Here is a 2,111-nt window from a genome sequence, read left to right on the forward strand (position 1 = left end):
TCGCTGTCCACGGGCCTCAGCTCGACCGACAGCACGGTGACGTCGCTCTCGACTTCCACGTCGACTGGCCTCTCGTCGGCTGACAGCTCGATCAGTTCGCTGTCCACGTCGACTTCGACGGGGATCAATTCGCTGTCGACGGGCCTGAGCTCCACCGATAGCACGGTCGCTTCGCTCTCGACTTCCACGTCGACCGGCCTGTCGTCGGCCACCAGCTCGATCAGCTCGCTGTCCACCTCGACTTCGACCGGCATCAATTCGCTGTCCACGGGCCTCAGCTCGACCGACAGCACCGTGACTTCGCTCTCGACTTCCACGTCGACTGGCCTCTCGTCGGCTGATAGCTCGATCAGTTCGTTGTCCACCTCGACTTCGACGGGTATCAACTCGCTGTCGACGGGCTTGAGCTCCACCGATAGCTCGGTGGCGTCGCTCTCGACTTCGACTTCGACGGGCCTCTCGTCGGCCACCAGCTCGATTAGCTCGTTGTCCACGTCGACCTCGACGGGTATCAACTCGCTGTCGACCGGTCTCAGTTCGACCGACAGCACCGTGACGTCGCTGTCGACCTCCACGTCGACGGGGCTTTCGTCGGCCACCAGTTCGATCAGTTCACTGTCGACTTCGACTTCGACCGGCATCAACTCCCTGTCGACTGGCCTCAGCTCGACCGACAGCACCGTGACTTCGCTCTCGACTTCCACGTCGACTGGCCTCTCGTCGGCTGATAGCTCGATCAGCTCGCTGTCCACCTCCACGTCGACGGGCATCAACTCGCTGTCCACGGGCCTCAGCTCGACCGATAGCACGGTGACGTCGCTCTCGACTTCCACGTCGACCGGCCTCTCGTCGGCAACTAGCTCGATCAGCTCGCTGTCCACCTCCACGTCGACCGGGATCAACTCGCTGTCGACGGGCTTGAGCTCGACCGACAGCACGGTGGCTTCGCTCTCGACTTCCACGTCGACTGGCCTCTCGTCGGCTGACAGCTCGATCAGTTCGCTGTCCACGTCGACTTCGACCGGCATCAATTCGCTGTCGACCGGTCTCAGTTCGACCGACAGCACCGTGACGTCGCTGTCGACCTCCACGTCGACGGGGCTTTCGTCGGCCACCAGCTCGATCAGTTCGTTGTCCACCTCGACTTCGACGGGTATCAACTCGCTGTCCACGGGCTTGAGCTCCACCGATAGCTCGGTGGCGTCGCTCTCGACTTCGACTTCGACGGGCCTCTCGTCGGCCACCAGCTCGATCAGTTCGTTGTCCACGTCGACCTCGACGGGTATCAACTCGCTGTCCACGGGCTTGAGTTCCACCGACAGCACGGTGACGTCGCTCTCGACCTCCACGTCGACCGGCCTGTCCTCGGCCACCAGCTCGATCAGCTCGTTGTCCACCTCGACCTCGACGGGCATCAATTCGCTGTCCACGGGCCTGAGCTCCACCGATAGCACGGTGACGTCGCTTTCGACCTCCACATCGACCGGTCTGTCGTCGGCCACCAGCTCGATCAGTTCGCTCTCTACGTCGACTTCGACGGGGATCAATTCGCTGTCGACCGGCTTGAGCTCCACCGATAGCTCGGTGGCGTCGCTCTCGACTTCGACTTCGACGGGCCTCTCGTCGGCCACCAGCTCGATCAGCTCACTGTCGACTTCGACCTCGACGGGTATCAACTCGCTGTCCACGGGCCTGAGCTCGACCGACAGCACGGTAACGTCGCTCTCGACCTCCACGTCGACCGGTCTGTCGTCGGCCACCAGCTCGATCAGTTCGTTGTCCACGTCGACCTCGACGGGTATCAACTCGCTGTCCACGGGCTTGAGTTCCACCGACAGCACGGTGGCGTCGCTCTCGACCTCGACTTCGACTGGTCTGTCGTCGGCGACTAGCTCGATCAGTTCGTTGTCCACCTCGACTTCGACCGGCATCAACTCACTGTCGACGGGTCTGAGCTCGACCGACAGTACGGTAACGTCGCTCTCGACCTCGACGTCGACCGGTCTGTCCTCGGCCACCAGCTCGATCAGCTCATTGTCCACGTCGACCTCGACGGGTATCAACTCGCTGTCCACGGGTCTCAGCTCGACCGACAGCACGGTGACGTCGCT

At 62.6% G+C, this 2,111-nt stretch carries 1 pseudogene; it reads left to right on the forward strand.

Annotated elements, in window-relative coordinates:
- Positions 1-2,111: pseudogene (locus BME24068_RS34730) on the forward strand (ESPR-type extended signal peptide-containing protein); the annotation flags it as partial.

This window comes from Burkholderia anthina (assembly GCF_902498995.1).
Lineage (GTDB): Bacteria > Pseudomonadota > Gammaproteobacteria > Burkholderiales > Burkholderiaceae > Burkholderia > Burkholderia anthina.